This window comes from Nocardioides aestuarii (assembly GCF_039527245.1).
GTDB lineage: Bacteria > Actinomycetota > Actinomycetes > Propionibacteriales > Nocardioidaceae > Nocardioides > Nocardioides aestuarii.
The window spans coordinates 1,943,796-1,967,335 of sequence record NZ_BAAAJT010000002.1; the positions used below are offsets into that span (position 1 = coordinate 1,943,796).

At 72.9% G+C, this 23,540-nt stretch carries 20 protein-coding genes; 14 read left to right on the plus strand and 6 right to left on the minus strand.

The genetic code is table 11. The features are described 5' to 3' along the window. The first annotated feature begins 132 nt into the window (after window positions 1-132). Genes ABD091_RS09915 through map form a run of 5 tightly spaced genes read left to right on the plus strand, consistent with a single transcriptional unit; the run spans window position 133 to window position 6,450 of the window. Window positions 133-2,643, plus strand: coding sequence for a GcvT family protein (locus tag ABD091_RS09915; protein WP_343917901.1), 2,511 nt, complete (start codon window positions 133-135; stop codon window positions 2,641-2,643). Between the two features lie 7 nt (window positions 2,644-2,650). Beyond that, window positions 2,651-3,418 carry an electron transfer flavoprotein subunit beta/FixA family protein gene (locus ABD091_RS09920; RefSeq protein WP_343917903.1) on the plus strand — a complete coding sequence of 256 codons (768 nt, stop codon included), beginning with the start codon at window positions 2,651-2,653 and terminating at the stop codon, window positions 3,416-3,418. Between the two features lie 8 nt (window positions 3,419-3,426). Continuing rightward, a complete protein-coding gene (locus ABD091_RS09925) occupies window positions 3,427-4,395 on the plus strand; it encodes an electron transfer flavoprotein subunit alpha/FixB family protein (RefSeq protein WP_343917904.1) in 969 nt (322 codons plus the stop codon). Window positions 4,396-4,426: 31 nt separating this feature from the next. Continuing rightward, on the plus strand, window positions 4,427-5,644 hold the full coding sequence (locus ABD091_RS09930) for a M15 family metallopeptidase (protein WP_343917905.1): 1,218 nt from the start codon (window positions 4,427-4,429) through the stop codon (window positions 5,642-5,644). Window positions 5,645-5,679: 35 nt separating this feature from the next. Next, entirely contained in the window at window positions 5,680-6,450 is a 771-nt protein-coding gene (gene map / locus ABD091_RS09935) for a type I methionyl aminopeptidase (protein WP_343917906.1), read from the plus strand. On the opposite strand, the gene ABD091_RS09940 is transcribed toward map, so the two are convergent. Next, window positions 6,434-7,282 (minus strand): alpha/beta hydrolase, encoded by an 849-nt coding sequence (locus ABD091_RS09940; RefSeq protein WP_343917907.1) that lies wholly within the window; start codon window positions 7,280-7,282, stop codon window positions 6,434-6,436. The two genes, map and ABD091_RS09940, sit on opposite strands and share 17 nt — an antisense overlap. 48 nt (window positions 7,283-7,330) lie before the next feature. Between ABD091_RS09940 and ABD091_RS09945 the strand changes: the two genes are divergently transcribed. From ABD091_RS09945 to ABD091_RS09960, 4 genes are all read left to right on the plus strand, one after another. Beyond that, entirely contained in the window at window positions 7,331-8,296 is a 966-nt protein-coding gene (locus ABD091_RS09945) for an NADPH:quinone oxidoreductase family protein (RefSeq protein ID WP_343917908.1), read from the plus strand. A gap of 74 nt (window positions 8,297-8,370) precedes the next feature. Next, on the plus strand, window positions 8,371-10,314 hold the full coding sequence (locus ABD091_RS09950; protein ID WP_343917910.1) for a M13 family metallopeptidase: 1,944 nt from the start codon (window positions 8,371-8,373) through the stop codon (window positions 10,312-10,314). A gap of 33 nt (window positions 10,315-10,347) precedes the next feature. After that, window positions 10,348-10,803 (plus strand): universal stress protein, encoded by a 456-nt coding sequence (locus ABD091_RS09955; protein WP_343917912.1) that lies wholly within the window; start codon window positions 10,348-10,350, stop codon window positions 10,801-10,803. Further along, window positions 10,800-11,561 carry a 2-phosphosulfolactate phosphatase gene (locus ABD091_RS09960; RefSeq protein WP_343917914.1) on the plus strand — a complete coding sequence of 254 codons (762 nt, stop codon included), beginning with the start codon at window positions 10,800-10,802 and terminating at the stop codon, window positions 11,559-11,561. Before ABD091_RS09955 ends, ABD091_RS09960 begins: the two co-directional genes overlap by 4 nt. Window positions 11,562-11,567: 6 nt before the next feature. Here ABD091_RS09960 and ABD091_RS09965 read toward each other — a convergent pair whose 3' ends face one another. Further along, a complete protein-coding gene (locus tag ABD091_RS09965) occupies window positions 11,568-12,314 on the minus strand; it encodes an SDR family oxidoreductase (RefSeq protein ID WP_343917916.1) in 747 nt (248 codons plus the stop codon). A 95-nt stretch (window positions 12,315-12,409) separates the two neighbouring features. On the opposite strand from ABD091_RS09965, the gene ABD091_RS09970 reads away from it, so the two are divergent. Both ABD091_RS09970 and ABD091_RS09975 read left to right on the plus strand, forming a co-directional pair. After that, entirely contained in the window at window positions 12,410-13,246 is an 837-nt protein-coding gene (locus ABD091_RS09970) for a LysR family transcriptional regulator (RefSeq protein ID WP_343917918.1), read from the plus strand. A gap of 22 nt (window positions 13,247-13,268) precedes the next feature. Beyond that, complete coding sequence (locus ABD091_RS09975) at window positions 13,269-15,386, plus strand: RecQ family ATP-dependent DNA helicase (protein ID WP_425571492.1); 2,118 nt, start codon at window positions 13,269-13,271, stop codon at window positions 15,384-15,386. A gap of 1 nt (window position 15,387) precedes the next feature. Here the strand turns inward: ABD091_RS09975 and ABD091_RS09980 are convergent, their stop codons facing one another. The 4 genes from ABD091_RS09980 to ABD091_RS09995 form a co-directional block, all read right to left on the minus strand. After that, window positions 15,388-16,914 carry a tripartite tricarboxylate transporter permease gene (locus ABD091_RS09980; protein WP_343917920.1) on the minus strand — a complete coding sequence of 509 codons (1,527 nt, stop codon included), beginning with the start codon at window positions 16,912-16,914 and terminating at the stop codon, window positions 15,388-15,390. A 1-nt stretch (window position 16,915) separates the two neighbouring features. After that, window positions 16,916-17,473: a tripartite tricarboxylate transporter TctB family protein gene (locus tag ABD091_RS09985; RefSeq protein WP_343917922.1), complete on the minus strand. Its 558-nt coding sequence runs from the start codon at window positions 17,471-17,473 to the stop codon at window positions 16,916-16,918. A 10-nt stretch (window positions 17,474-17,483) separates the two neighbouring features. After that, window positions 17,484-18,482 (minus strand): Bug family tripartite tricarboxylate transporter substrate binding protein, encoded by a 999-nt coding sequence (locus ABD091_RS09990; protein WP_343917924.1) that lies wholly within the window; start codon window positions 18,480-18,482, stop codon window positions 17,484-17,486. Window positions 18,483-18,557: 75 nt separating this feature from the next. Next, window positions 18,558-19,715: a dipeptidase gene (locus ABD091_RS09995; RefSeq protein ID WP_343917926.1), complete on the minus strand. Its 1,158-nt coding sequence runs from the start codon at window positions 19,713-19,715 to the stop codon at window positions 18,558-18,560. Between the two features lie 83 nt (window positions 19,716-19,798). Between ABD091_RS09995 and ABD091_RS10000 the strand changes: the two genes are divergently transcribed. From ABD091_RS10000 to ABD091_RS10010, 3 genes are read left to right on the plus strand one after another with little or no spacing between them, the layout of a single operon-like run. Then, on the plus strand, window positions 19,799-22,498 hold the full coding sequence (locus ABD091_RS10000) for a DEAD/DEAH box helicase (protein ID WP_379189995.1): 2,700 nt from the start codon (window positions 19,799-19,801) through the stop codon (window positions 22,496-22,498). After that, window positions 22,498-23,151: an SWIM zinc finger family protein gene (locus ABD091_RS10005; protein WP_343917930.1), complete on the plus strand. Its 654-nt coding sequence runs from the start codon at window positions 22,498-22,500 to the stop codon at window positions 23,149-23,151. Before ABD091_RS10000 ends, ABD091_RS10005 begins: the two co-directional genes overlap by 1 nt. After that, on the plus strand, window positions 23,148-23,486 hold the full coding sequence (locus ABD091_RS10010) for a TraR/DksA family transcriptional regulator (protein WP_343917932.1): 339 nt from the start codon (window positions 23,148-23,150) through the stop codon (window positions 23,484-23,486). Before ABD091_RS10005 ends, ABD091_RS10010 begins: the two co-directional genes overlap by 4 nt. Window positions 23,487-23,540: the final 54 nt, after the last annotated feature.

Consider the following 23,540-nt stretch of genomic DNA (forward strand, 5'->3'; position numbering starts at 1 on the left):
TGCCGCTGAGGTCGCCACCGGGGTCCCGGATCGCTTGACAGCGGTCCGGGGCCCCGGTTTACCTTTATCCTGTCTCGTATCACGCATCACGTTGCGTATTGCGCAACAGTCGCGCCAGTCCTGAGGAGCACCATGAGCGGCACGCCCACCCACGCAGACTGCGTCGTCATCGGTGCCGGCATCGTCGGCAACAGCCTGGTCCACCACCTCGCGAAGCTCGGCTGGCGCAACATCGTCCAGCTCGACCAGGGACCGCTGCCCAACCCGGGCGGCTCGACCGGGCACGCGTCCAACTTCATCTTCCTGACCGACCACTCCCGCGAGATCACCGACCTCACGCTCGACTCGGTCGTGCAGTACCAGGAGATGGGCGTCTTCACCCGGAGCGGCGGCTTCGAGATCGCGCGCACCGAGGAGCGGATGGAGGAGCTGCGGCGACGGATGTCGTCGGCCCGCGCCTGGGGCATCGAGGCCGAGATCGTCGACCCGGACTTCGTGAAGGAGAAGGTCCCCTTCATCGAGACCGACCAGTTCATCGGCGCCTTCTGGCAGCCCGACGTCGGCGTCGTCGACTCGCTGCGGGCCGGCACGATCATGCGCGAGAGCGCACTCGAGCTCGGTGCCCTCACGACGGTCCCGAACTGCGAGGTCCTCGACCTCGAGGTGGAGGACGGGAAGATCACCAAGGTCAGGACCGACAAGGGCGACATCGAGACCAGCACGGTCGTCATCGCCTGCGGCGTCTGGAGCCCCAAGATCGGCGACATGGCCGGCGTCAGCATCCCGCTGACCCCCGCCGTCCACCAGATGATCTCGGTGGGCCCCTGCCCGCAGCTCGCGGAGACCGAGGGCGAGATCAGCTTCCCGATCGTCCGCGACATGGACACCTTCTGCTACGAGCGCCAGCACGGCGCCGACATGGAGGTCGGCTCCTACGCCCACCGCGCGATCCTCCATGAGCCCGAGGACATCCCGACCATCGAGCAGGCGAAGCTGTCGCCGACCGAGATGCCCTTCACCGACGAGGACTTCGACCCCCAGCTCGAGCAGGCGCTGGAGCTGATGCCCGAGCTGCTCGGCGCCGACGGCGCCGAGATGCGCTACGCGATCAACGGTCTGCTGTCGCTCACCTGCGACGGCATGCCGATCCTCGGCGAGAGCCACGTGAAGGGCCTGTGGACGGCCGCCGCGGTGTGGATCAAGGAGGGCCCGGGAGTCGGTCGCGCGGTGGCGGAGTGGATGACGCACGGGCACTCCGAGATCGACGTCGCCCACAGCGACATCGCCCGGTTCTACCCCCACCAGATGCGCCGCGAGCACACCCGGCTGCGCACGACCGAGTCGTTCATCAAGACCTACGGCATCATCCACCCCGCCGAGCAGTACGAGTCCGACCGCGACCAGCGGCTGGCCCCGATGCACGAGTCGCAGAAGAAGCTCGGTGCGGTGTTCTTCGAGGCCGTCGGCTGGGAGCGGCCGTTCTGGTACGAGTCCAACGCCGGCCTCGTCGAGGAGTACGGCGACGCGGTGATGCCGCGTGAGCACGAGTGGGACTCGCGGTGGTGGAGCCCGATCATCAACGCCGAGCACCTCCGGATGCGCGAGGCCGCGGGTGTCATCGACCTGTCGGCGTTCTGCATGTTCGACATCGAGGGCCCCGGCGCGCTCGAGGCCGTGCAGACCACCTGCGTCTCCCAGTGCGACGTCGCGGTCGGCAAGGTCATCTACACCCCGGTCCTGGACGCCAAGGGCGGCTTCCGCTCCGACCTGACGGTCATGCGGCTGGGGGAGGACCGGTTCCGCGTCGTCACCGGCGGTGCCCACGGCATGGCCGACCGCGCCTGGTTCGCCGCCCACGTCCCCGACGACGGGCAGACCACGCTGACCGACCACACCGACGCGGTCTCCACGATCGGTCTCTGGGGTCCGAGGGCCCGCGACATCCTCTCCTCGATCACCGACGACGACGTCTCGGGCGAGGGATTCGGCTTCCTCACGTGCCGCGAGATCACGGTCTCGGGCATCACGGTCCTGGCCTCGCGGATCTCCTACGTCGGCGAGCTCGGCTGGGAGCTCTACGTCGCGATGGACGACGGTGCCGCCCTGTGGGACGCGCTGCTCGAGGCCGGCGCGTCGTACGGCGCGGTGCCGGTCGGCATCGGCGTCTACGGCACCACCGGGCGGATCGAGAAGGGCTACCGGGCCTACGGCTACGAGCTCGACGCCGAGCGGACGATCGTCGAGGCGGGCATGCAGCGGCCGAAGGTGAAGGCGGCCGACTTCGTCGGCAAGGAGGCCTACCTCGCCCAGCGGGCCGAGGAGCCGAAGGCGGTGCTGTGCACGCTCGCCGTCGACGACCACACCTCGGCCAGCGGGGTGAAGCGCTACATGCTGGGCGGCGAGCCGATCCTGACCCGCGACGGTGGCACGCTGACCGACGGCCACGGCCACCACCCCTACGTCACCACCGCCGGGTCGGCGCCGTCCCTGGGCAAGCACCTGCTGATGGCCCACCTGCCGCCGGACCAGGCGAGGGTCGGCAACGAGCTGGCCGTCTCCTACATGGAGGAGCTCTACCCCGTCACGATCGTCTCGGCCGACGCGACGCCCGTCCTCGACCCCGAGAACGCTCGGTTGAAGTGAGGTCGAGGTGAGGATTCTCGTCTGCGTCAAGCGGGTGCCCGACGTCGGCAGCGAGGTGATGCTGACCGCCGACGGCCAGTCGGTCGACGCCCGCCATGTCGGCTACACCGTCAGCAACCACGAGAGCAGCGCCGTCGAGCTGGCGATCCGGGTCGCCGACGCGACGGGCGGCTCGGTGACGCTCGCGACCGTCGGTCCGGCGGAGTCGACCGACCAGCTGCGCCACCTGCTCGGCCTGGGCTGCCACGCGGCGACCCTGGTCGAGGCCGACCCGACCACGCTCGGTCCCGCCGACGTCGCCCGCGAGCTCGCGGCGGTCGTCACCGACCACGCCGCGAGCGGCGCGGGCTACGACCTCGTGCTGCTCGGCAACGACGCCGCCGACTCCGGCGACTTCCAGGTCGGGATCCGGCTCGCCTATGCGCTCGGCTGGCCGGTGGTCAACGGCGTCTCCACGGTCGAGACCGCCGACGGCAACGTGATCACCAAGAACGACGGCCCCGACGGCGAGGAGACCTTCTCGGTCCCGCTGCCCGCGGTCGTCACGGTGCTCGAGGGCGGGGTCGAACCGCGCTACCCGACGCTGAAGGGCCGGATGGCGGCCAAGAAGGTCGAGATCGAGACGCGGTCGCTGACCGCCCAGCCGGCCGGCGCGAGCCGGGTGAAGCTCGTCGTCCCGCCACCCGCACCGAGCAACGTCGAGGTGCTGGGCGAAGGCCCGGAGGCGGCCGCCGCGGTGGTCGACCTGTTCGAGAAGCTGGGGGTGCTCCGATGATCCTGGTCGTGGTCGAGACCGAAGCCGGCGTCGCGAGCGAGGTCTCGCTCGAGACCCTGGCCCTCGCCCGGTCCCTCTCGCAGGCGGGCGGCGGCATCGCGATCCGCGCGCTCGCGATCGGCGACGTGGGGGACGTCTCCGCGCTGGCAGCGACCGTCGGCGCCCACGGGGCGTCCGAGCTCGTGCACGCGACGGGTGACGCCTTCGACTCCTACGGCGGCGCGAGCTGGGCCGCAGCGGTCCAGGCCGTCCGGGCCGAGACCGGGTCGGTCGTCGTGACCGCCGCAGGCACGCCGCGCGGCAACGAGGTCGTCGCCCACCTCGCCGCACGCCTCGACGTACCCATGGCCGCCAACGTCGTCGCCTTCTCCGGGCTCTCGCCGTTCACCGTCACCCGACAGGTGGTCGGCGGGTCGGCACTCGAGGAGATGACGCTCGGCACCCGGCCCGCGCTGTTCACGGTCGCCGGCCACTCGTGGGTCGCGGAGGCGGTCGACGGCCCGGCCGCCACGGTCCGGGAGGTGCAGCCCGAGGTCGCCGGGGCCGACCTGGTCGCCCGCGTCGTCTCGACCGGTGCCAAGGAGGCCGACGAGTCCGGCTCGCTGAAGTCGGCCTCGATCGTCGTGGGCGCGGGTCGCGGTGCCGGCAGCGCCGACGGGTTCGGCGCGGTGGACGAGCTCGCCTCGCTCCTCGGCGGCGTGGTCGGCGTCTCGCGCGTCGTGACCAGCCTCGGCTGGCGGCCCCACCACGAGCAGGTCGGCCAGACCGGCAGCCGGATCGCGCCCGACCTCTACGTGCCGTGCGGCATCTCCGGGGCGATCCAGCACTGGGCGGGCTGCGCGAGCTCGAAGGTCATCGTCGCGGTCAACACCGACGCCGAGGCGCCGATGGTCACCCGCGCGACCTACGCCGTCGTCGGCGACATGCACGAGGTGCTGCCGGCCGTGAACGAGGAGATCCGCCGCCGATCCGGCTGAGGAATGGGGAGGACCGACCTACCCTGACCGCATGGGGAGACAGGGGAGGACCCGGGTGACGGCGCTGCCACTGCTGGCAGCGCTGGTCTGCTGCGCCCTCCTCGCCGGCTGTGGCGAGGAGGGACCGGGGGGGACGACCGCCCCGACCCCCGCCCCCGAGTCGCCCGCGTCCACGACGGCCGCCGCGGCGGACGACGACAACACCGTCGAGGCGCCGGGCAGGCTCGACGACCGGCTCTACCGCCCCGACATGCTGATCTTCAGCCGCGAGCAGCTCTCCGACGACGTCGTACGCCGCGTCGAGGCGCTCAAGCAGGTCGCCCAGGTCGAGTCGATCGGGCTGGCCCAGGTCACGATCGAGAACCGCGCGCTCACGGTGGCCGCCGTCGACCCGGCGACCTACCGCCGCTTCTCCCCGTCCGGGACCGCGGAGTCCCAGGAGGTCTGGGACCGCGTCGCCGGCGGCGAGGTGGCCGCGCCGGAGCGGATCGCGCAACGCCTCCAGGACAAGGACGGCTTCATCACCCTCGGCAGCGGCAGCGACGCGCCGGCGATCCACGTCGGCGCCTACGCGCCGCAGGTCGTGACCGTCGACCTGGTCGTCAACCGGGCGTGGGTCGACGACCTGGAGGGGATGGTCTTCGGCAACGGGCTGCTGGTCTCGACCGACGGGTTCGACCCCTCGACGATCCGCAAGCCGGTCCAGCAGATCGTCGGCGACCAGGCGTCGGTGCAGGACCTCGACATCGCCTCCCGGCTCGGCCTGGACCCCAACGTCACCCAGACCGCCTACCTGACGGGCGGCTCGATCGCGAGCGTCGTCGGCACCTTCAACTACACCGTGATCGGTGGCGGCCGGATCGCCCCCGACCCGGCATGGGTCGCGGCCAACATCGCGACCGAGCCGGTGCCGATCCTCGGCAACGTCACCTGCCACGTCGCGCTGTTCCCGCAGCTGCGGGCCGCGCTCGAGGAGGTCGTCAGCCGTGGGCTGGCCGACGAGATCCACCCCGACGAGTACGCCGGGTGCTACTACCCGCGCTTCATCGCCGGCTCGACCTCGCTCTCCAACCACTCCTTCGGCCTCGCCCTCGACTTCAACGTCCCCGGCAACCAACGCGGCACCGTCGGCGAGATGGACCGCGACGTCGTCGCGATCTTCAAGAAGTGGGGCTTCGCCTGGGGCGGCGACTGGAGCTACACCGACCCCATGCACTTCGAGCTCGCCCAGGTGGTCGACCCGCGGTGAGGGTGTTCCGCCGTCGACGCGGCAGGATGGACGACATGATCGAGATCCTGGACGCCGGCCGGTGGCCGCAGGCCCGCGAGGTCGGCGCGCTGGTGGGCCGCATCCTCGCCACCATGCGCGAGCGCGCGACCGTCGGCACCAACCTGCTCGAGATCGACGCCTGGACGAAGGCGATGATCGAGGAGGCCGGCGCGACGTCCTGCTACGTCGACTACGCACCCTCCTTCGGCGACGGTCCGTTCGGCCACTACATCTGCACCTCGGTCAACGACGCCGTCCTCCACGGGCTGCCCCACGACTACCGGCTCCGCGAGGGTGACCTGCTCTCGCTCGACCTGGCGATCAACCTCGGCGGCGTGGTCGCCGACTCGGCGCTGAGCTTCGTGGTCGGCCGCGAGCCGAGCGCCGACGAGTCCGCGCTCATCACCGCCACCGAGGAGGCCCTGGCCGCCGCCATCGACGCCGCGGGCCCCGGCGTACCCCTCGGCGACCTGTCGCACGCGATCGGGACGACGCTGAGGGGCGCGGGCTACACCGTCAACCTCCAGTTCGGCGGCCATGGGGTCGGGTCGACGATGCACCAGGACCCCCACCTGTCCAACGACGGCCGGCCCGGTCGTGGCTACCGGTTGCGGCCCGGGTTGCTGCTGGCGATCGAGCCGTGGGTCATGGCCGACACCGACGAGCTGGTGACCGACGACGACGGCTGGACGCTGCGCAGCGTGACCGGCTGCCGCACGGCCCACAGCGAGCACACCGTGCTCGTCACCGACGACGGCGTCGAGGTGCTCACGCTGCGGCCGTGATCCTCCGGGTCACCTCCCCGGCCACCAACGCCATGGTGCGCCGGGCGCGGTCGAGGTCGTGGTTGAGGAAGTAGTGGTCGGCGCCGGGCGTGCAGTCGCGGACCACCTCGACGCCCGCGGCCTCGAGCCGGTCGGCGTAGGCCTCGCCCTCCGGCCGCAGCGAGTCGCGCTCGGCGGTCATCACCACCGCGGGCGGGAGGCCGGCCAGGTCGTCGGCGAGCAGCGGTGAGGCCCACGGCTCCGTACGCCGGGCCGGGTCGGGGAAGTAGGTCCGTCGCACCAGCTCGCGCAGCTGCGGGGCGATCATGCCCGGGGCGTCGTGGTCGACCGTCGCGGCGAGGTCGAGCGCCGGGACGCCGAGGACCTGCAGGACCGGCGTGAAGGACCCGGTGTCGCGCGCCTGCAGGCAGACCGACGCGGCGAGCTGGCCGCCGGAGCTGAAGCCGCTGACCGCGATCGGCCCGCCCTCGGCCGCGAGGTGGGCGGCGGCGTCGTGGCACTCGTGCTGGGCGACCGGGTAGGCGACGTAGGGCCCGGCGCGGAAGTCGAGGTTCACCACGGTCACGCCGGTCGTCGCCACCAGGTAGCGGCACCACCAGTCGTCCATCGCCGCGTGGCGCATGAGGAAGGCGCCGCCGTGGCAGTGGACGACCGTGCCCGGGCCGGTGCCGGCGTAGCGGTGGGCCCGCACGGTTCCGTAGCGGGTGGGGAGGGTGGTGCGGGCGGGCGCCGGCAGGTCGGTGCCCGCGAAGCGGAGCTGCTCGCCGTACCTCACCGTGACCGGGGCGAGGTGGTGCATCAGCCCGGCCTTGATCGCGTCGAGGGGTCGCACACCGACCATTCGATCCTGTCGTCGCGGCGGATGGGTAGCGTCGCGGCCATGCGCGCAGCCCAGGTCGTCACGCCCACCGGTCCGTCCGCCGTCGAGCTCCGCGAGGTCGCCGAGCCGACCGCGGGTCCCGACGACGTCCTCGTCGAGGTGCACCGGGTCGGCGTGTCCTTCCCGGACCTGCTGCTCAGCAAGGGGGAGTACCAGCTCAAGCCCGAGCCACCGTTCACCCTGGGCGTCGACCTCGCCGGCACCGTCGTGTCCGGCCCCGGCTTCTCCGGCGGCGAGCGGGTGGCGGGGGTGCTGCCCTACGGCGGCGCGGCCGAGGTCGCCGCCGTGCCCGCGTCCGCGGTCTTCCGGCTCCCCGACTCGCTGTCCCTCGACGCCGCCGCAGCGATCCCCATGAACTACCTGACCGCCCACTTCGCCCTCGCCGAGCGCGGCGGCCTGCGGTCGGGCGAGACCGTGCTCGTCCACGGCGCCGCCGGCGGCGTGGGGACGGCGACGCTCCAGGTCGCCCGTGGCCTCGGCGCACGCACCATCGCCGTCGTCTCCACCGAGGAGAAGGGCGAGGTGGCTCGCCGGGCGGGCGCCGACGAGGTCGTACTGCTCGACGGCTTCAAGGACGCGGTGGCCGGGCTGACCGACGGCCGCGGGGTCGACCTGGTGCTCGACGTGGTCGGGGGCGAGGTCTTCACCGACTCCCTCCGGTCGCTCGCCCCGCAGGGTCGACTGCTCGTGGTCGGATTCGCCGCCGGCCAGGGCATCCCGGAGGTGAAGGTCAACCGGCTGCTGCTCAACAACGTCGACGTCCGCGGGGTCGGCTGGGGTGCCTACGCGATGGTCCGACCCGGCTACATGGCCCAGCAGTGGGAGGCCCTGCTGCCCTTGCTCGAGTCCGGGGTCATCGACCCGCCGATCGGCGCGACGTACGACCTCGCCGAGATGGACCGGGCCCTCACCGAGGTCGAGGAGCGACGCGTGCTCGGCAAGGTCGTCCTGAGGGTGCGCGACTGAGCTGTTGCTCGACGTCGAGCAATGGGGCGAAACCCCCGTGGTCACCGCTCGTGCCCACGGTTAGGGTCGAGTCCGTGAGCACGCTCGACGACGCCCGCGAGGGCATGGACCTCGACACCCGCCCCCAGGACGACCTCTTCGGCCACGTCAACGGCCGCTGGCTCGCGGAGGAGGAGATCCCCTCCGACCGCTCGAGCTGGGGCCCCTTCATCCAGCTCGCCGACGCGGCCGAGCAGCACGTCAAGGACATCATCGAGGAGCTGGCCGCGGCGGACGCCGACAGCCTGTCCGAGGACGCACGCAAGATCGGCGACCTCTTCTCCTCCTTCATGGACACCGAGACCATCGACGCCCGCGGCAGCCGCCCGCTCAAGCCGCTCGTCGATGCCGTCGCCGGCCTCCGCGACGTGCGCGACCTCGCGGCGTTCCTCGGTGAGTTCGAGCGGGTCGGGGGCTACGGCCTGTTCGGCTCCTACGTCGACACCGACGCCAAGAACTCCGACCGCTACCTCTTCAACCTGCTCCAGGGCGGGCTCGGCCTGCCCGACGAGTCCTACTACCGCGACGAGAAGTTCGGCGAGATCCGCGAGAAGTACGTCTCCTACCTCGAGCGGATGTTCACCCTCGGTGAGCACCCCGACCCGACGGGCGCCGCCGCGACCGTCCTCGCGGTCGACACCCGGCTGGCGGCCGGACACTGGGAGCGCGCCGACACCCGCGACGTCCAGAAGACCTACAACCTGATGACGATGGCCGAGCTCGACGACCTCTGCCCGGCGTTCGACTGGCACGCCTACACCCGCAACCTCGGCGGCAACGAGGAGACGCTGGCCGAGGTCTGCGTGCGCCAGCCGTCCTACTTCGAGCACCTCTCGAAGGCGCTCGAGGAGGTGCCGGTCGAGGACTGGCAGACCTGGCTCCACAGCCGGGTCCTGCGCAGCGGTGCGCCCTACCTCACCGACGACTTCGTCGAGGCCAACTTCGACTTCTACGGCCGCACCCTGTCCGGTACGCCGGAGCTGCGGGCGCGCTGGAAGCGCGCGGTCACCTTCGTCGAGGGCGCGATCGGCGAGGCCGTCGGCGAGCAGTACGTCTCCCGCCACTTCCCGCCGCGCAGCAAGGAGCTGATGGACGAGCTGGTCGCGCACCTCCTCGAGGCCTACCGCCGCTCCATCGCCGACCTCGACTGGATGACGGAGGCGACCAAGGAGCGGGCCTACGAGAAGCTCGACACCTTCCGGCCCAAGATCGGCTACCCCGAGAGCTTCCGCGACTACTCCGCGCTCACGGTCTCGCCCGACGACCTGATGGGCAACGCCGCCGCGGCCGCCGCCTTCGAGACCGACCGCCAGCTGGCGAAGATCGGCGCGCCGGTGGATCGCGACGAGTGGTTCATGCTGCCCCAGACCGTCAACGCCTATTACAACCCGGGCACCAACGAGATCTGCTTCCCGGCCGGCATCCTGCAGAAGCCGTTCTTCGACCCCGACGCCGAGCCGGCCGAGAACTACGGCGGGATCGGCGCGGTCATCGGTCACGAGATCGGCCACGGGTTCGACGACCAGGGCTCGCAGTACGACGGCGCCGGCAACCTCAACAACTGGTGGACCGAGGCCGATCGCGAGGCCTTCGAGGTCAAGAGCAAGACCCTCATCGAGCAGTACAACGGCTTCGAGCCGCGCAGCCTGCCGGGCGAGCGGGTCAACGGCGCACTGACCGTCGGCGAGAACATCGGCGACCTCGGCGGCCTGACCATCGGCCACAAGGCGTTTCTCATCAGCGAGGACGGCTCGGCCAGCGTCGAGGACCGCGAGAAGGTCTTCCTCAACTGGGCCTACTGCTGGCGCACCAAGCGGCGCAAGGAGCAGGAGCAGCAGTACCTCACCATCGACCCCCACAGCCCGCCGGAGTTCCGCGCCAACATCGTGCGCAACCTCGACGAGTTCCACGAGGTCTTCGGCACCGCCGAGGGCGACGGCCTCTGGCTCGACCCGGACCAGCGCGTCCGGATCTGGTGACGCACGCAGGACACGAGACACACAGGAGGACACGTGGCTGACGTCGTGAACGAGGTGACGGTCGAGGGCGGCCTGCTGGTGGGCCACGACGGCTCCGCGGCCGCCGGCGAGGCCGTCCGCTGGGCGGCCGACCTCGCCGCCGAGCTGGGCGAGCCGCTCCACGTGCTCCGGGCCTGGGCGCTGCTCAACGCCCCCGAACCGGCCAGCAAGGTCGGCGGCTTCATCCCGCCGATGGCCGACTGGGAGGCGGCGGTGAGGGCCGACCTGGCGGCTGACGTCGAGGCGCTCGGGCTGAGCGGCGCGGTCCACCTCCACGTGGCCCACGCCCAGTCGTCGGCCGCCCTGCTCCACGCTGCCGCCGGTGCGCGGATGCTGGTCGTCGGCCGCCGAGGCGCGGGCGGTTTCCGCGGCCTCGGGTTCGGCTCCACCGCCGACCAGGTCGTGCGCCACTCGCCCTGCCCGGTGATCGTCGTCCCCGTCGGCTCGTGAGGCGGGTCGACCCCACCCACACGCAGGCCGACCACCGGGTCCGCTGCGAGTGGGGCCCGACGGGTGCCAGCGCGCTCGCGCCGTACGCCGACGTGGCCGTGGTGGTCGACGTGCTCTCGTTCACCACCTCGGTGACGGTCGCGGTCGACCGGGGCATCACCGTCTTCCCCTTCCGGTGGGGTGACGAACGGGCGGCCGAGTTCGCCGCCGAGCAGGACGCCAACATGGCGCTCCAGCGGCAGGACGCGCGCTACCGGCCGGGGGCGGTCTCGCTGTCGCCGGTCTCGCTCCAGCACGCCCGTGGCATCGAGCGGCTGGTGCTGCCCTCGCCCAACGGCTCGACGATCTGCACGATCCTCGACGAGGCCCGCACGACGGTGGTCGCCGCCAGCCTCCGCAACGCCTCGGCCGTGGGCCAGTGGCTCGCGCCCCAGGTCGCCGACGGAGCGCGGGCGCTGCTGGTGCCCGCCGGTGAGCGGTGGCCGGACAGCTCGCTGCGCCCGTGCGCCGAGGACTTCTGGGGCGCGGGTGCCGTCCTCGCCGAGCTCCCGCTCGAGCTGCTCAGCCCCGAGGCACGGCTTGCGCGCGCTGCCTACGAGGACTTCGAGGACCGGCCGCTGGAGCACCTCTTCTCGTGTGCGGGCGGTCTCGAGCTGGAGGCCAAGGGCTTCGGCGACGACGTCGCCCTGGCCGGTCGGCTGCGGTCGAGCGCGGTGGTCCCGGTCCTGACCCGCGGCGCCTTCGTCGGCGCCCGCTGACCTGCCTCACCAGGGGATCTCGCCCGCGTCCTCGAAGTAGCCGCCCGTCGGGCCGTCGTCGGGAAGGGTGGCGAGCCGGATCGCGACCTGCGCACCCTCCTCCGGCGTACGCACCCCCCGGAAGCCGTTGAGGTCCGTCGCCACGAAGCCCGGGCACGCGAGGTTGACCAGGATCCGCTCCTCGCCCCGCTCCGCGAGCTCCTTGACCAGCTGGACCGTGACGGCGTTCAGGTAGGTCTTCGAGGGCGAGTAGGCGCCCGACACCGGCCCGGTGCTCAACGGGTCGGTCGTGGCGGACTGGCGGGTCAGTGACCCGACTCCGCTGGACATGGTGACGATGCGCGGGTGCGGAGAGCGTCGCAGCAGCGGCAGCATGGCGCGCATGGTCCGCAGCGGGCCGAACACGTTGACGTCCAGCACGCTCCACAGCTGCTCGACGGTGACCTCCGTCGGGAGCTGCGGCATCCCGCCGGTGATGCCGGCGTTGTTGACGAGGGCGTCGAGCCGGCCGAAGCGCTCCTCGAGGAGGGCCGCCGCGCCAGCCACGCTCGTGTCGTCGGTGACGTCGAGCGGGACGCCGAAGGCGTCGACGTCCTCGGCGAGCAGCTTCTCGACCGCGGTCTCCCGGCGCTCGGCGTCGCGGGCACCCACCCCGACGCTCCAGCCGAGTCGCCCCAGGCCCCGGGCGATCTCGAGGCCGATCCCCTTGTTGGCGCCGCTGACCAGTGCGATGTTCGTGTTCGTCTCTGTCATGCCACCGAGCCTTCGTCGCCGGCGCGCGTGCTCCAACACCGATCGGGTGCCGCAGTGATACCCGGTCGGTATCGGTCCGTGGCTACGCTGGCCAGGTGGAGACCCGGGAGCTGCGCTACTTCGTGGCGGTCGCCGAGGAGCTCCACTTCGGACGCGCCGCCACCCGGCTCGGCATCGCGCAGCCTCCGCTCTCCCGCGCGATCCAGCAGCTCGAGCGCCGGCTCGGGGTGCCGCTCCTCGTCCGGGCGCATCGCGCCGTGACGCTCACCGAGGCGGGCGCGGTGCTGCTCCGTGAGGCGCGGGCCGCGCTCGACGCCGTCGACGCGGCCGAGCAGCGGACCCGCCGCGCGGGTCGCGACGGCGTCGACGGGCGGCTGGTGCTGGTCACCAAGACCGGAGCCTCCTCCGAGCTCCTCGCCAAGCTTGTCGACGCCTACGCCGCCGAGGAGGGCGCCGCGCCCGTCGAGGTGGTGCTGTGCCAGGCGGGCGAGCAGGAGCGGATGCTCCGTGACGGCCGTGCCGACGTCGCGCTGCTCCACCTCCCCTTCGACGATGTCGAGGGTCTCGAGGTCGAGCCGCTGGAGACGCACCGGCAGGTCGCCGTGCTCCCGGCGGGTCACCCACTGTCCACCCGCGAGTCGCTGACCCTCGCCGAGGTCCGCGGCGTGGCTGACCTGCCGCTCCGCTTCCCGACGTACGACGGTGGTGAGGCGGGGGAGCACGCCGTGCGTGACGTGACCCAGCTGCTCCAGCTCGTCGGCCTGGGGAGGGCCAGCGCCGTGCTGCCGGAGTCGGTCGACGCGTTCCTCTCGGACGCCCATGCCGCCGTCCCGGTCTCGGACGCTCCCGAGGTCACCACCGTCATCGCCTGGCCGGAGCTCGCGACCTCGCCGGCGCTCGCGCTCCTGGTACGGACGGCGACCCGGCTGTGACCGGCCGTCGGTGCCGCGTGCCATCGTGAACCCTGTGGAGACCGTGGACACCAGGACCGACCTCAGACCGGCCGCCGAGGCGCACCTGCGTCGACTGGTGGGGAGGGAGGACGCGGTCCTCCGCGACGACCAGTGGGCGGCCATCGAGGCGCTGGTCGCCGACCACCGGCGGGCCCTCGTCGTCCAGCGCACCGGGTGGGGCAAGTCGGCGGTCTACTTCGTCGCCACCCTGCTGCTCCGCGCGCAGGGAAGCGGCCCGACGGTGATCATCTCGCCGCTGCTGGCGCTGATGCGCAACCAGATCGGGGCCGCCGAACGCGCCGGGATCCGCGCGGTCACCATCAACTCGACCAACATCGACCAGTGGGAGCCGATCCAGGCCCAGATCCAGGCCGGCGAGGTCGACGTCCTGCTGGTCAGCCCCGAGCGGCTCAACAACCCGGGCTTCCGCGACGAGGTGCTGCCGCGGTTGGCCGCGACCTGCGGGCTGCTGGTGGTCGACGAGGCCCACTGCATCTCCGACTGGGGCCACGACTTCCGCCCCGACTACCGCCGGATCCGGACCCTGCTCGGTGAGCTCCCCGACGGCATCCCGGTGCTCGCCACGACGGCCACCGCCAACCAGCGGGTCACCGACGACGTGGCGGTCCAGCTCGGGCGTGACGTCCTCGTCCAGCGCGGCTCGCTCGACCGCGAGTCCCTCCGGCTCGGGGTCGTGCGGCTCAAGACTCCGCAGCAGCGACTCGCCTGGCTCGCCGACCACCTCGCCGAGCAGCCGGGGTCCGGCATCGTCTACTGCCTGACGGTGGCGGCGACGCAGGAGGTGGCCGACTACCTCAGGTCGCGGGGCCACGAGGTCGCCGCATATTCAGGGCAGACGGAGACGACCGAGCGGCAGGCGCTCGAGCAGGACCTGCTCGACGGCAAGGTCAAGGCGCTGGTCGCCACGAGCGCCCTCGGGATGGGCTTCGACGCGAGCCTCGGGTTCGTGGTCAACCTCGGGGCGCCGAGCTCACCGGTGGCCTACTACCAGCAGGTCGGTCGCGCCGGTCGCGGCACCGACGACGCCACCGTCGTCCTGCTCCCGGCGATCGAGGACCGCGACATCTGGGCCTACTTCGCCTCCCTGTCCTTCCCCCGCGAACAGCTGGTGCGCGACACCCTCGCCGTGCTCGCCGACCAGGGGCCGCTCTCGACCGCCGTCCTCGAGACCCACGTCGAGCTGACCCGCACCCGGCTCGAGGCGATGCTCAAGGTGCTCGACGTCGACGGCGCCGTACGCCGGGTCAAGGGCGGCTGGGAGGCGACCGGGCGGGAGTGGACCTACGACGCCGAGCGCTACCAGCGGGTGACCGAGGCGCGTGAGCGCGAGCAGCAGGCGATGCTCGACTACCTCGACACCGGCGGCTGCCGGATGCGCTACCTCCGTGACCAGCTCGACGATCCCAGCGCGGAGGACTGCGGGCGGTGCGACAACTGCGGCGGGCTCACGCTGACGACCGACGTGTCGGCGGCGTCGGTCGAGGCCGCCGGCGAGCGGCTGTCGCGACCCGGCGTGGTCATCGAGCCGCGCAAGATGTGGCCGACCGGCCTCGCCAACCTCGGGCTCGACCTCAAGGGCCGGATCTCCGACCCGGCCGAGGAGGGGCGTGCCGTCGCCCGGCTGACCGACCTCGGTCACGGCCAAGCGCTGCGCGAGCTCTTCCGCGAGCCGGTCGACCAGCCGGTGCCGCCGGCCCTGGCCCAGGCGGTCATGACGGTGATGAAGGACTGGTCCGGCTCGTGGTCGGGCCGGCCGGAGGCCGTGGTCCACGTCGACTCCGTCACCCGCCCGACGCTGGTGCGTGACCTCGCGGAGGGCATCGCCCGCGTGATGCAGGTGCCGCTGCTCGGCTCGTTCGCCGTCGTCGACCCCGACGTCGCCCCCGGCCGGGGTCAGGCCAACTCGGCCCAGCGCGTCGCCGCCGTACGCCGCCGGGCGGCTCTCGACCCCGCCGTCGCCGAGCAGCTGCCGACCGGCCCGGTGCTGCTGGTCGACGACCTGGTCGTGACCGGCTGGACCCTCACCCTCGCCGCCCAGGCCCTGAAGCAGGCCGGTGCCACCGCCGTCCTCCCGCTCACCCTCGCCGTGAACGCCTGACTCAGCGGCTGGGGGTCCTGGCCGGAGGGGTCGACGTCTCGGCGTCCCGGCTGCGGCGCAGGACGCCGACGACGAGGGGGACCACCAGGCCGAGGCCGGCGACGACCCAGAGGGTGATCGACAGCGGGCCGGCGAACAGACCGCTGACGCTGCCGCCCTCGAGCAGCACGGCGCGCAGCATCTGGACCTCGAACAGGGGGCCGAGGATCAGCCCGACGACCGCGGGGGCGACCGGGATGCCGGCCGTCGCCATCAGCACCCCGAGGAGGCCGAGGACGTAGAGCACGGCGAGGTCGGCGAGCCCGCCGCCGGAGGCGAAGGTCCCGAGCGTGGCGAGCACCATGATCGCGCCGTAGATGGCGTAGGCCGGGATCTGCAGCAGCCTGGCCCACACCCGCGCCAGCGGCAGGTTCAGCACCAGCAGCATCACGTTGCCGATGTAGAGGCTGGCGATCAGTGCATAGACCAGGGGCCCGGACTCGGTGAAGAGCAGTGGCCCGGGCTGCAGGCCGTAGGACTGGAAGGCCGTGAGGATCACCGCGGCGGTCGCCGAGGTCGGCAGGCCGATCGTCAGGAGCGGGACGAGCACACCCGCCGCGGCCGCGTTGTTGGCGGCCTCGGGCCCGGCGACGCCCTCGATCGCACCGTGGCCGAACTCCTCGGGATGCTTCGACAGCTTCCGCTCCGTCGCGTAGGAGAGGAAGGTCGGGATCTCCGCGCCGCCCGCCGGCAGCGCGCCGATCGGGAACCCGAACGCCGTGCCCCGCAACCAGGCCGGCCACGAGCGACGGAAGTCCTCGCGCGTCAGGACGGTCCGGCCCTCCAGCGGGATCACGGTGTCGCGGGCGCCGCCGCGCAGCGCCATCTGGAAGACCTCGCCGATCGCGAAGAGCGCGACCACGACGATGACGACGTCGAGCCCGTCGAGCAGCGTGGGGATGCCGAAGGTGAGCCGCGCCTGGCCGCTCTGGCTCTCGATCCCGACCAGCCCGATCGCCAGCCCGAGCAGCAGGCTCCCGAGTCCCTTGAGCGGCGAGGAGCCGAGCAGGGTCGCGACCGTGACGAAGGCGATCGCCATCAACCCGGCGTAGTCCGCGGGCGTGAAGCCGACCGCGATGTCGGCGATCGGCTGGGCGAGGAAGGTCAGCAGGACGGTCGCGATGGTCCCGGCGACGAACGAGCCGATCGCCGCCGTCGCGAGCGCGGAGGCCGCACGCCCGGAGCGTGCCATCTTGTTTCCCTCGAGCGCCGCGACCATCGAGGCGCTCTCCCCGGGGGTGTTGAGCAGGATCGCGGTCGTCGACCCGCCGTACATCCCGCCGTAGTAGACGCCGGCGAAGAGGATCAGCGCCCCGGTCGGGTCGAGCGTGAACGTGATGGGCAGCAGCAGGGCGACGGTGAGGGCCGGCCCGATCCCGGGGAGCACGCCGACGGCGGTGCCGATCGTGACCCCGAGCAGGGCGAGCAGCAGGTTGGTCGGCGTCAGCGCGTCGCCGAAGCCGTCGAGGAGCAGGGAGAAGGACTCCATCTCAGAACCCCCAGGGGCCGGCCGGGAGGGTGATCCCGATGGCGACGTCGAAGAGCAGGTAGACCAGGGCGGCGACGCAGAAGCCGACGGCGACCATCTGGCCGCGGCGCGGGGCGCCGAGCACCCCGGCGGTCACGGCGTAGAGCAGCGTCGCGGACACGACGTAGCCCAGGAACGGCACGATGACGGCGAAGACGAGGAGCGCGCCCAGCAGGACGCCCAGCCGCTTCCAGTCCTGGCCGGTGGTGTGGTCGGAGACCTCCCAGACGCCCATGTCGCGGCGGCCGCGGACCACCGTGAGCGCGCCGACGACCAGCATGCCCACGCCCACCACCCACGGGGCCGTCGCGGGCCCGACGGCGTTTCCACCGTTGTCGAGCCGGACGGCCTGGGCGATCACGAGCACCGAGAGGACCACGAGCAGCAGCCCGAAGCCCATCGTGGCCAGGGCCTGGGTCCGGTCGTCGTCGACGTGGAGCTGCTCGGCACCCTCGTCGCCGACCAGGTCGCCGCGGACGTTGAGAGAGCTGGCGCGCTTGCGCGCCGGAGTGTCTGGCATGTCCGTCCCCTCAGATGCCGAGCTCGTCGATGATCTTCTCGACGCGGGTGACCTCGTCGTCGAGGAACCCGGCGAACTCGTCGCCGGTCTTCACGTCGGGCGTCCAGCCCTGCCGGGCGAGCGCGTCCTCCCACTCGGGGGAGGCGACCATGTCGTCGACGAGGTCGACGAGCGCCTGCCGCTCCTCCTCGGTGATGCCGGGCGGGGCGACCACGCCGCGCCAGTTGGTGAGCTCGACGTCGACGTCGGCCTCCATGAGCGTAGGGGTGTCCGGCAGCGACTCCACCCGCTCGGGTCCGGAGACCGCGATCGCGCGCAGGTCGCCGTTCTCGATCTGCGGCAGGAACTCCGAAACGCCGGACAGGCCGGTCGTCGCGCTGCCCGACAGCAGCGTCGCGATCGCCTCCCCGCCGCCGTCGTGGGCGATGTAGTTGATGTCGGCGGGCTCCTCGCCGAGGTCCTGGGCGACCAGGCCGGCCAGGATCTGCTCGGCCCCGCCGGCCGAGCCGCCGGCCCAGGAGACGCCCTCGACGTCACGCTCGATCTCGGCCGAGAGGTCCTCCATGGTCTGGATGTCGGAGTCGTCCGGCACGACGATCACCAGCGGCTCGGTGGTGAGCTCGGCGATCGGCGTGACCTCGTCGAGCGTGACGGCCGAGTCGTTGAAGGCGATCGCACCGACCATCACCAGGCCCATCACCATCAGCTGGTTGGGCTGGCCGTCGAGGTTGCGGAAGTTGGAGAGGCCGATCGTGCCGCCGGCGCCGCCGACGTTGTAGACCTCCGTGCGGCCGACGAGCTCCTGAAGACTGGCCTGCATCTCGCGGGCGGTGCCGTCCCAGCCGCCGCCGGGGTCAGCGGGCGCCAGGATCTTCAGCTGCTGGCCGTCGAGCAGCTCCGCGGCCGCCGCGCTGGGCTGGCTCCGGTTGAGGGTGACCACCACGAGCACCACGGCGAGGACCGCCGCCAGCACCCACGGCAGCACGCCGGACCGTCGTACGTCGACCACTGTGACCTCCCGAGCGAGTGACCGTGTTCACCCCCACCCTCCCACCGACGCGGGCGGCGGTCCACGGGCGTCCGCTCAGCGGTCGAGGTCGCCGATCCTCGCCAGGGACGGCGTACGCCGCGTGCGCAGGTCGGCGGCAGCCGACTCGACGCCGCGCATGACCCGCAGCAGGTTGCGGCAGGTCAGCCGGGCCAGGTCGTCGGACGACCAGCCGCGGTCGGCCAGCGCGGAGAGGAGCCGGGGGTAGCCCGTCACGTCCTCCAGGCCCTCGGGCAGGCGATCGGTGCCGTCGTAGTCGCCGCCCAGCCCGAGGTGGTCGATGCCGGCGACCTCGCGGACGTGCTCGACGTGGGCGACGACGTCGTCGAGCGTCGCGGTCGGCTCGGGGCTCGTCCGCTTGTACTCCTCGCCGAACTCCGAGGCATCGAGGTGGTCGAGCCCCCGCTCGGCGCACTGGCGACGGAACTCGAGGTCCCACTCCGCGCAGGCGCTGCTCACGAACGACGGCACGAAGGTGACCATGCAGAGGCCCCCGTTGCCGGCCAGTCGGCCGAGGACGTCGTCGGGGACGTTGCGGGGGTGGTCGGTGACGGCCCGGGCCGAGGAGTGGCTGAAGACCACCGGCGCCTCGGTCGCGTCGAGCGCCGCACGCATCGTCGTCGCCGCGACGTGGGAGAGGTCGACCATCATCCCGAGCCGGTTCATCTCCCTCACGACCTCGATCCCGAACGGCGAGAGCCCGCCGACCTCCGGCTCGTCGGTGGCCGAGTCGGCCCACGGGGTGTTGTCGTTGTGGGTCAGCGTCAGGTAGCGCACGCCGAGGTCGAACAGCGCCCGGAGCGCTCCCATCGAGGAGTCGATCGAGTGGCCGCCCTCGGCTCCGAGCAGGGAGGCGATCCGCCCGGAGCGCCAGGCCGCCTCGATCTCGTCGGCCGTGGTCGCCAGCGCCAGCCGGTCGCCGTAGCGCTCCACCATCCGGTGGCCGGCGTCGACCTGCTCCAGCGTCGCCGTCACCGCGTCCGCCCCCGGCAGCCGCGAGGGGACGTAGACGGACCAGAACTGCGCGCCCACCCCGCCCTCGGCCAGGCGCGGCAGGTCGGTGTGGGTGGGGGTCCCGCCCGCGCCCACGTCGAGCCGGTCGAAGTCGTAGCCGGCCCGCTCCCGCGCCTCCCACAGCAGGTCGTTGTGGCCGTCGACGACGGGGTGGGCGGCGAGCAGGTCACTGACGTCCATGCGGCCGACCCTAGGAGACGGGAACGATCGTGTGGGTGCCGGGCGTTACCGTCACGGTCCTGCTCCCACCGGCCGGCCGAGAGGTGTCCCGCTTGAGCTTCGTCCCCGTCTCCGGGCCCGCGACCTTCCGCGCGGCCGACAGCCCTCGCGAGGGCGTCGTCGAGTTCACCGGGGGCGGCCGGACGGTCGCGATGCCGATCCGTGGCGCGCTGCCGGTCCTCACGCGCGCGCCTGCCCGCGACGAGGCCCACCCGAGCGTCCGGCTGATCGCGGGCGCGGCGCTGCTCGGCCTGCGGATCGTCGCGGCCGGCGGCTTCGAGCCCGACGGCGCGACGTGGCGGCCGCGCCCGGGCGCCGACGACGCCGAGCGCCTACGCCGCCTCGCCGGTGACGACGAGCCGGCCCGTCAGCTGGTCGACGACGTGGTCGCCGCGGTCATCGACGCGGTCCCCCGGTCCGCACCGGCGCCCTCTCGGGCCCGCCCCGTGGCGCCCGCGCGCCCGAGGCCCGACTTCCGCGAGCGGCTCGCCACGCGGCTGCGCCACCACGAGCAGGGCGCGAGCTCCTCGTCCCTGGCCCAGCTGGTCCGGCTCTCGCTGCGCATCGAGGCCGACGAGGAGGAGCTGAGGGCCGGAGCGGTGCGGGTCGTGCCCCAGGTCCACGACGAGCACGACCCGATGCGGCTGTGCGACGCCGCCCTGCTCTGGACCGGCGACGGCGTCGAGCACGGCTTCGGCGACCGGGCCCGCACCCACGCCGCGATCGCGCTCCGGTCAGCGGCCGAGGCCTGGTCGCCGCTCGACCGCCTGCTGGAGCTGCGCGTCCCCGACCAGATCACTCTCGACACCGACGAGCTGGTCAGCCTGCTCGACGGCGGGGTCGCGGCGCTCGGAGCGCGGGGGGTCGACGTCATGTGGCCGCGCAGCCTCGGCCGCGACCTGACGGCGACCGCCGTCCTCGACCGCCGTCCGGGCCTCGAGGGGCCGCAGGAGGCGCCCCTCCAGACCGGGATGCTGACCCAGGACGCGTTGTTCTCCTTCAACTGGCAGCTCGCCCTCCACGGCGACCCGCTCACCGACGAGGAGATGGACCAGCTGGCCGCCTCCGCGACGCCGGTCCTGCGGCTGCGCGGCCAGTGGGCGGTCGTCGACCCGTCGCTGGCCCGCAAGGCCCGCAAGCGCCTGATCCGCACCGCGACGCCGGCCCAGGCGGTCGCCGCGGCGCTTTCGGGCGTTGCCGAGGTCGAGGGGTCCGACGCCGACGCCAGCGAGGTCATCGTCGGGGCCTCGCTGCTGAAGGTCCGCGACCAGCTGCTGTCGGCGGTCGACCAGCCCCCGGTCGAGGTGCCGGCCGGGCTCACGGCGACGCTGCGCGACTACCAGCGCCAGGGCCTGACCTGGCTCGACCAGCTGACCTCGCTGGGCCTGGGCGCCTGCCTCGCCGACGACATGGGCCTCGGCAAGACGATCACCCTGATCGCGCTCGCCCTCCACCGCGCTGGGCGTGACGGCGGCTCCGGCCCGACGCTCGTCGTCTGCCCGGCCTCCCTGCTCGGCAACTGGCAGGCCGAGGTCGAGAAGTTCGCGCCCGGGGTCCCCGTCCGCCGCTTCCACGGCTCGGCCCGCGACCTCGCCGGGCTCTCGGGCCCGGAGCCGGGGTTCGTCCTGACGACCTACGGCACGATGCGGGTGGACGCCGAGGTGCTGGCAGGAGTGCCGTGGGACCTCGTGGTCGCCGACGAGGCCCAGCACGTCAAGAACTCCCGCTCGGCGACGGCCCGCGCGCTCCGGACGATCCCCAGCAAGGCCCGGGTCGCCCTCACCGGCACCCCGGTCGAGAACGAGCTGACCGAGCTGTGGTCGCTGCTCGACTGGGCGACCCCCGGCCTGCTCGGCTCGCGCCAGGCCTTCCGCCGGGTGTGGGCGGCGCCGATCGAGTCGGGCGTTGACCCGGCCGTGACGGCCCGGTTCCGCGAGCTGGTCTCGCCGTTCCTGCTGCGCCGCCGCAAGTCCGACCCCGGCATCGCACCCGAGCTCCCGCCGCGCACCGACACCGACCACCTGCTGTCGCTGACCCGCGAGCAGGTCGTGCTCTACGAGGCTTTCGTCCGCGACGCGATGGACCGGATCGAGCGCGCCGACGAGCATGCCCGCCGCGGCCTGGTCCTCGCGATGCTGACCGGGCTCAAGCAGATCTGCAACCACCCCTCCCACTTCCTCAAGCAGGGCTCGCTGCGGAAGTCGTCGGAGAAGACCGACCTGCTTGACGAGATCGTCGGCACCGTCCTCGCCGAGGACGGCGCGGTGCTGGTCTTCACCCAGTACGTTGCCATGGCGCGGCTGCTCGCCGGTCACCTCGACCAGCAGGGCGTGCCCCACCAGCTGCTCCACGGCGGGACGCCGGTCAGGGACCGCGAGGCGATGGTCGCCCGCTTCCAGAGCGGCGACGTCCCCGTCTTCCTGCTCTCACTGAAGGCGGGCGGCACCGGTCTCAACCTCACCCAGGCCGACCACGTCGTCCACTTCGACCGCTGGTGGAACCCCGCCGTCGAGGAGCAGGCCAGCGACCGGGCCCACCGCATCGGCCAGACCCGACCGGTCCAGGTCCACCGGATGATCACCACCGGCACCATCGAGCAGCGGGTCGCCGAGCTGCTCCAGCGCAAGCAGGCGCTCGCCGACGCGGTGCTCGTCGGCGGCGAGGGCGCGCTGACCGAGCTCACCGATCGCGAGCTGCGCGACCTGGTGACGCTGAGGCCGGACGCGGGCCGGGAGCCGGACTGATGCCGACCCACGCCCGGATCGCCCCCCGCACCGCGGGCGCTGCCCGCGCCCGGTCCTGGTGGGGCAAAGCCTGGTTGCGCGCCGTCGAGGAGGCGGCCTACGGCGACGACGACCTGCGCAAGGGCCGGGCCCTCGCCCGCGCCGGCAAGGTCGGCGGCATCGCCGTCGAGCCGGGCGGCTTCCTCGCCTCGGTCGAGGACGGTGACGCCGTCGCGACCGTGACCGGGTCGGTGCCGGTGCTCGACGGCGCCGCGACCGAGTCCCTGGTCGAGACGGTGGCCGCCGAGTCGGGCCGGGTTGCGGCGCTGCTCGCCGGCGACCTCCCCCACGGCCTGGTCGAGCACGCCGAGGAGGTCGGGGTCGAGCTGCTGCCCTACGGCGGCGAGCTGGCGACCCGCTGCACCTGCGAGCCGTGGACCGACCCCTGCCGCCACGGCATCGCCGTCCTCCAGCAGATCGGGTGGCTGCTCGAAGCCGACCCGTTCGTGCTCGTCGCACTGCGCGGCCTGGAGCGCGACGACCTCCTGGCCCGGGTCCACGCCGCCTCAGGGGCGTCGGCCGAGGCCCCGCCGGACCCGCTCGACCTCGACCTCGACGTGGCCGCCGAGGCCGTACGGGTCGCCGCTGACCTGCTGACCGAGGCCGACCAGTGAGCGCGCGCGACCGTCTCGAGGCCGAGCGGGTGGTCCTGCGCCGTCGACTGGCCGCGCTCGCCGAGGACCACGACGGGTTCGTGGCCGCCTCCCGTGACACCAACGCCGACGACGAGCACGACCCCGAGGGCGCGACCATCGCCTTCGAGCGGTCGCAGGTCGACTCGCTGCTCCGGCAGGCCCGTCACCGCCTCGCCGAGCTCGACGCGGCGCTCGTCCGGTACGACGCGGGTGACTACGGCCGGTGCGCGGTGTGCGGCCGCGACATCGACCCCGCCCGCCTCGACGCCCGCCCCGAGGCCCGCACCTGCATCACCTGCGCCGCGCGCTGCTGATCTGAGTGGCTAACGTCAGATCGGGTGCGCTACCCACGGGTCAGAACCCGTGGG